The following is a 5080-nucleotide window of genomic DNA, read 5'->3' as shown; positions in this document are numbered from 1 at the left end:
CGCCGCCGCTGACACCCGACCAGATCGCCTCGGGACAGTCGGTCATTAGTCAACTGCTCGCCGCTTTGGGCATGGCCGGCAATATCGGCGACCCCGCGGACATGGCCGCTGCTGAGGATGGATATGCCGAGCGCGAAGTGCAGACCGGTGAGGCGCTGGCCAAGTTCCCCGCCAATGAGGAGGAGTCGGCCCAGGCGTTGCAGCAGGTGATGGGGATGGCCCAGCAGGTGCCGCAATCGCTAGCCGGTGTGGGGCAGGGGCTCGGCGGTGCCTTCGGCGGTTTTTTTCAGTCGCTCAATCAGGCTCTCCAGCAGGGTCTGCAGGCGGGCCAGCAGCTTGCGGGTGGGCTGGGCAACGCCGGCCAAGGTGTCGAGCTCGCCGGCGAACTTCCCACCGAAGCACTCGGCGAAACCCTAGGCGCCGGCGGGGCACTGCTCGGAGCCGGGGATGCCGCTGCCGGCGTCGGTGGTCTCGCCGGCACCGCTCCGGCCAGCTATCTCGGGCCGCCGGCGACTCCCTCGGCCGCGACCTTCCCGGCGTCGTCGCCCGGCCCGCCGCCGGCACCGGCTACCCCCGAGTCGTCGGGCGCGGCGCGCGCCGGCATGGGCGGGTACCCGATGATGCCGCCCGGCACCTCGGGCGGTGCCGGCGGTTCGGGCGATGCCAAGGCCGACACCAAGCGAGTGGTTGCGCCGTCGGTGAAAAACGGCGCCCCGGTGCAGGGGCGGGTCGGCGCACCGCCGAGTTTGCCGGAGGTGACAAAACGGGTGGAGGGCAGGCCGGTTGCCCGCAGGCGCATCCTCGTCCCGGGCACAAAGCTCGACGACGAGGATGTCGGACCGGACCGATAACACCACAGACACCGCCTCGGCCAGTCGTGGACAGTGTTGGGCGTCTCTCCGGTGAGTACGGAGGTCGTAACGCGTCACGTGGGTTGAGGACGGTTCGAACCGGGAGTTGTGATCGTCGCCAGAACACCGCCGAGCTGGTCGAGGACAATCTCACGGGCGAGATGCTGCCGTGCCCAAGGTGCGATCGCTAGCCCGATCGCCGAATTAATTTAAGTTGTGGATCCCCGGCGGGGTGGCGATCCGGGCCGGGTCAGCGTCGCCGCGATAGCGACACCTCGATTCGATCCAGCACGGCCTCAAGGCCCTCCTCGAACTCCGTGGCGGTGTGGTCCTCGGCCAGCCGCGGCTGCAGCCGCTTCAGGTGCGGATAGTCGGTTAAGACGATTTTTTTGGGGAGAGGTTGCTCGGCGAGAAGAACCTCTTCGGGGCTCAACTCGGCGCCGCGGAACGAGACCTCCAGCAGAAGCTGGCCCAAGAGAAAGTGCGTGTAGGCGCGGTAGGCAAACACGGCAGCGGTGTCGTCAAACCCATAGGAGAGCAAAGTATCCAGGAACGCTTCCATCCAGCGCAGGCTGCGCAGCGGCGGGCGTACCCACGGCGCCTCGGGAGCTTGCGTGGCGATCAACGGGAAGACCTCGGGGTGATCGAGGGCAATCCGGCGGACTCCGTGAGCCAGGCGCACCAGGTAGTCTTGCCAGCCGTCTTCTTGTCGGCGCGTGGCCAGTTGATCGCTGTACAAGCGGTCAATGATGTGGCCGACCACCCCAGTGAGTAAGTCGCCGCGACTATGTACATACCGGTACAGCGCCATCGCCTCCACACCGCAGGCCTGGCCGAGCCGGCGCATGGTCAACGCGTGCAGCCCATGACGGTCAATGAACTCGATCGCCGTGGTCAAGATGAACTCACGACTCAACCCCGACGTGTGCTGTGCGTCCGTGCGGGCCACAGTGGTGTCGGCCCCGTCAACCCCATTGAACTGCGCCATCGCAGAATCCGCATCCTCGTTATCAACCACGCTCGCCTCCCGCGGAACGGTAACTGACATTTTCAGGCTAGCCGAGGCTAGCCGTCGCGAACCGGTTACACGACCTGCAACGACGATCCCATGTTTACAACGTAAGCGTGATCGGCTACGCTCTGGTGGATCCGTAGTTTACTACGTAAACACGGGCCTGTTGAGGCCCACTTAACTAATCGGAGAGGCGATGACCTGCGTTGATCGTCATCCGGGGCGTTAAGGCCAACTATGCACGTAAGCAGCTGCGGGTCATCGGCGAAAGGCCATGGAGCCGCGGTGGTAACAACAGCAAGCGTTTGAAGTGGGCAGGAGGCCCCAACGAATTCCATGAGGAGGTACGCCATGTCAAGGTCTGTCCAACATCGACAGATCGCCCGAGCAGGTGCGGGGCGACGCAGTCGGCACGATCGTTTTTTTGCCATCGGAGCAACAGCCGTGCTCGGTGCGTTGGGCGTACCTGGCCTATCCGGTTGGGGCAGTCCGGTGGCGTCTGCCACACCATGCCCCGACGTGGAAGTGGTATTCGCCCGCGGCACCGGTGAGCCTCCCGGGGTTGGCCCGACCGGACAAGCGTTCGTCGACGCCCTGCGCCCGCGCGTTGGTGGGAGGTCTCTTGGGGTGTTTCCGGTCAGCTATCCTGCCAGCGACGAGTGGGCCACCGGCGTCGACGGTGTCCGCGACGCGGGCGCTCACGTCGTTTCCGTGACCGGCAACTGCCCCAGTACCCAGATGGTGCTTGGTGGTTTCTCCCAGGGTGCGGCCGTGATGGGTTTTGTCACCTCCGATGCGGTACCCGATGGCGTCGATCCGGCGACCGTCCCCAAACCGCTGGCGCCCGATGTGGCCAGCCACGTCGCCGCGGTCGTGCTCTTCGGTACACCGAATGAGCGGGCGATGAATTTCATCGGTGAGCCGCCAGTTGTTATCGGCCGTCAGTATCGGGCCAAGACCCTCAAGTTGTGTGCCCCCGAGGACGCGGTGTGCTCGGACGGGATGAATTTCGCCGCACACAACACATACGTCGACGGTGACGACTTGGTCGACCAGGGGGCGGCTTTCGCCGCCGGCCACCTGCGCTGACCCTTCCGTTGCCGCCAGATACATGTCGCCGGTAAACGAATACTTGCTGGTCAGTGAGGACGAAATCTGGGGAAAGTGCGGAAAGTGCGGTCTTAGATCGCAGATCCGATCTGCGTACCCGCCCCACCGATCGGTGAGCCGTCAACCATCAACATAGCGCCCCCAGCAAATAAGAGATCGGAGACGTGTTGGCGATCTATCGATCCGAGGATCCAATGCACAATGGTGCGCGGATCCTCGACGTCGCCGAGGGCGTACTCATCGCAGTGCGCCGATGCACCATGGCACAAGCCGTCGGCGAACTCGCACGAACAGCCCGACGGCACAACCTCCCCCCACTTAGCCTGGCCAACGCGCTGGTTGCCGTCGCGGAAAACCAACCCAGACAAGACCTCAACCGAGCGGCCGTCGAGGTGGTGCACGACACCTGGGGCAACCTGCTTGACCTTCGTAGTCACCGCGATTAGTCAGCGGTCTAGTGAGAAAAGTGCAGACTTGTAGACCGGCGGTTCCAGCCGCGGGCGGTTGACCGCCGATCTCTGTGACGATCACAGTAGGCTTGGTAGTCACTGCTCGAATTCGCGACCAGTCGAAGATCAGCGGAAACACCTGTTTTACGGCGGACCGGTGACGTTCGATGAGATGCCATCCGGCGGAACGCCGAATTGCGCGCGGAACGCCTCCACGGTATAGCTGACGACGGTTGCGTCGCCGCGGGCGCGGACCGTGGCCGAGCGGGGGATCCGGATCATCGGCCCGAGTTCGCCGACGTAGTCGCCGGGCGTGCCGATCTTGAGCACCCCTTCGCCCGGGCCCGCGGACTCCGGCACGATTTCCAGTTCACCGTCGACGACGACGTAGATCAAGTCCTCGATGCTGCCCTGTTCGAGCAGCACCGAGCCGGGCGTGACCCGGACAGGTTCATGCGCCTGGTGGGTGGGCGTGTGAATGGGTGTGAGCGGCGGTGCCAGCTGGACCACCACGTCAGCGAGCGGCAGGATCCGAGTATCGTGCGTGGCCACCACGACGACACGGTCACCGGACGCCATCGCCCGCAAGAGCCGCAGCACCTCTGCGGCACGGACGAAATCCAGTTGCGCGGTGGGTTCGTCGGCCAGGATCAGCGGCGGGTCCAAAGCGAGCGCGCGGGCCACCGCCACCCGCTGTTGCTGGCCGCCGCTGAGGTGACCGGGCCGGTGCGCCATCCGGTCGTTTAGTCCGACGCCGGACAGCAATTCGCGGGCGCGTTCCCGCGCCGACCACTGCGACCATCCGGCCGCCCACATCGGCACCATCACGTTCTCCAGGGCGGTCAGACTGGCCACCAAGTTGAACGCCTGGAAGATTATGCCCACGGTTCGGCGCCGGTAGGCCGTCAGCCCCCTGCGATCCAGGGCGGTGACCTCGACGGCACCAAACTGGACCTGGCCGCTTCTCGGGCTGAGAATGCCGCCCAGACACGACAACAGCGTGGTCTTCCCGCACCCGCTGGGACCCAACACCACCACCAGCGATCCGGCCGGAATCCGCAGATTGAGACCGTTGATCGGGCGGATCGCCCCGCCGCCGCCGAGAGCGTACTCGATGACCAGGTCCGTGATACGCAGATCACCCACGCTTCGGGCCCCCGAACGCAAGCACCCGTAACCCGGTCATCAACATGCGCGCATGCTAACGCCAGCCGCGTCGGCGCACTTCCACCCCGCCGCCGGATAAGGTTGATACCGGCCCCCAAACCAGCTCGGTCCGGCCAGGACCGGCCGACAACGCACAGCACGGCGGCCACAGCACACAAGGAGGTCGACGATGGCTTCCTGCGACCCTGACGGTGCGGAATCCACCGCCCACGCCGACGTGAGATCGTCGGCCCCGAACGCCGACGCCGACTGCGCGGTCGAGGACATGCGTTACGTCGACACCCCTGCGCAGCCACCGGTCGACTTGACCGCCGCCGCATTCTTCGACGTGGACAACACTCTGGTGCAGGGCTCGTCGCTGGTGCATTTCGGCCGCGGGCTAGCCGCCCGCAACTACTTCACCTACCGCGACGTGCTCGGACTCGTCTACGCGCAGGCCAAGTTTCAGCTCACCGGCCGGGAGAACAGCGATGACGTCGCCGCCGGCCGGC

The 5080-nt window shown here is 65.5% G+C and carries 5 protein-coding genes and 1 pseudogene; 4 read left to right on the top strand and 2 right to left on the bottom strand.

The window, feature by feature from the left end; translation table 11 throughout:
• Positions 1 to 851, top strand: an 851-nt coding sequence (locus AC2VOP_RS02845) for a hypothetical protein (protein ID WP_486959565.1), incomplete at its 5' end; no start/stop codon positions are given.
• Between the two features lie 250 nt (positions 852 to 1101).
• Here AC2VOP_RS02845 and AC2VOP_RS02840 read toward each other — a convergent pair.
• Positions 1102 to 1839, bottom strand: coding sequence for a TetR/AcrR family transcriptional regulator (locus AC2VOP_RS02840; RefSeq protein ID WP_486959564.1), 738 nt, complete (start codon positions 1837 to 1839; stop codon positions 1102 to 1104).
• Positions 1840 to 2307: 468 nt separating this feature from the next.
• Here AC2VOP_RS02840 and AC2VOP_RS02835 point away from each other — a divergent pair, with 468 nt between their 5' ends.
• Both AC2VOP_RS02835 and AC2VOP_RS02830 read left to right on the top strand, forming a co-directional pair.
• Complete coding sequence (locus AC2VOP_RS02835) at positions 2308 to 2952, top strand: cutinase family protein (protein WP_486959563.1); 645 nt, start codon at positions 2308 to 2310, stop codon at positions 2950 to 2952.
• A gap of 188 nt (positions 2953 to 3140) precedes the next feature.
• The gene (locus AC2VOP_RS02830) at positions 3141 to 3419 is read left to right on the top strand and encodes an ANTAR domain-containing protein (RefSeq protein ID WP_486959562.1); all 279 of its coding nucleotides are present in this window, start codon (positions 3141 to 3143) and stop codon (positions 3417 to 3419) included.
• A 147-nt stretch (positions 3420 to 3566) separates the two neighbouring features.
• Here the strand turns inward: AC2VOP_RS02830 and AC2VOP_RS02825 are convergent, their stop codons facing one another.
• Positions 3567 to 4568 carry an ABC transporter ATP-binding protein gene (locus AC2VOP_RS02825; RefSeq protein ID WP_486959561.1) on the bottom strand — a complete coding sequence of 334 codons (1002 nt, stop codon included), beginning with the start codon at positions 4566 to 4568 and terminating at the stop codon, positions 3567 to 3569.
• Positions 4569 to 4758: 190 nt separating this feature from the next.
• Between AC2VOP_RS02825 and AC2VOP_RS02820 the strand changes: the two are divergent.
• Positions 4759 to 5080, top strand: a pseudogene (locus AC2VOP_RS02820) (HAD-IB family hydrolase); the annotation flags it as partial.

It is taken from the genome of Mycobacterium sp. TH-M106, from assembly GCF_057473765.1.
This window is presented reverse-complemented; position numbering and strand designations above follow the sequence as displayed.

Excerpts from the sequence above, each read along its gene's own strand:
- AC2VOP_RS02840 (WP_486959564.1), bottom strand. The coding sequence starts at position 1,839 with ATGGCGCAGTTCAATGGGGTTGACGGGGCCGACACCACTGTGGCCCGC.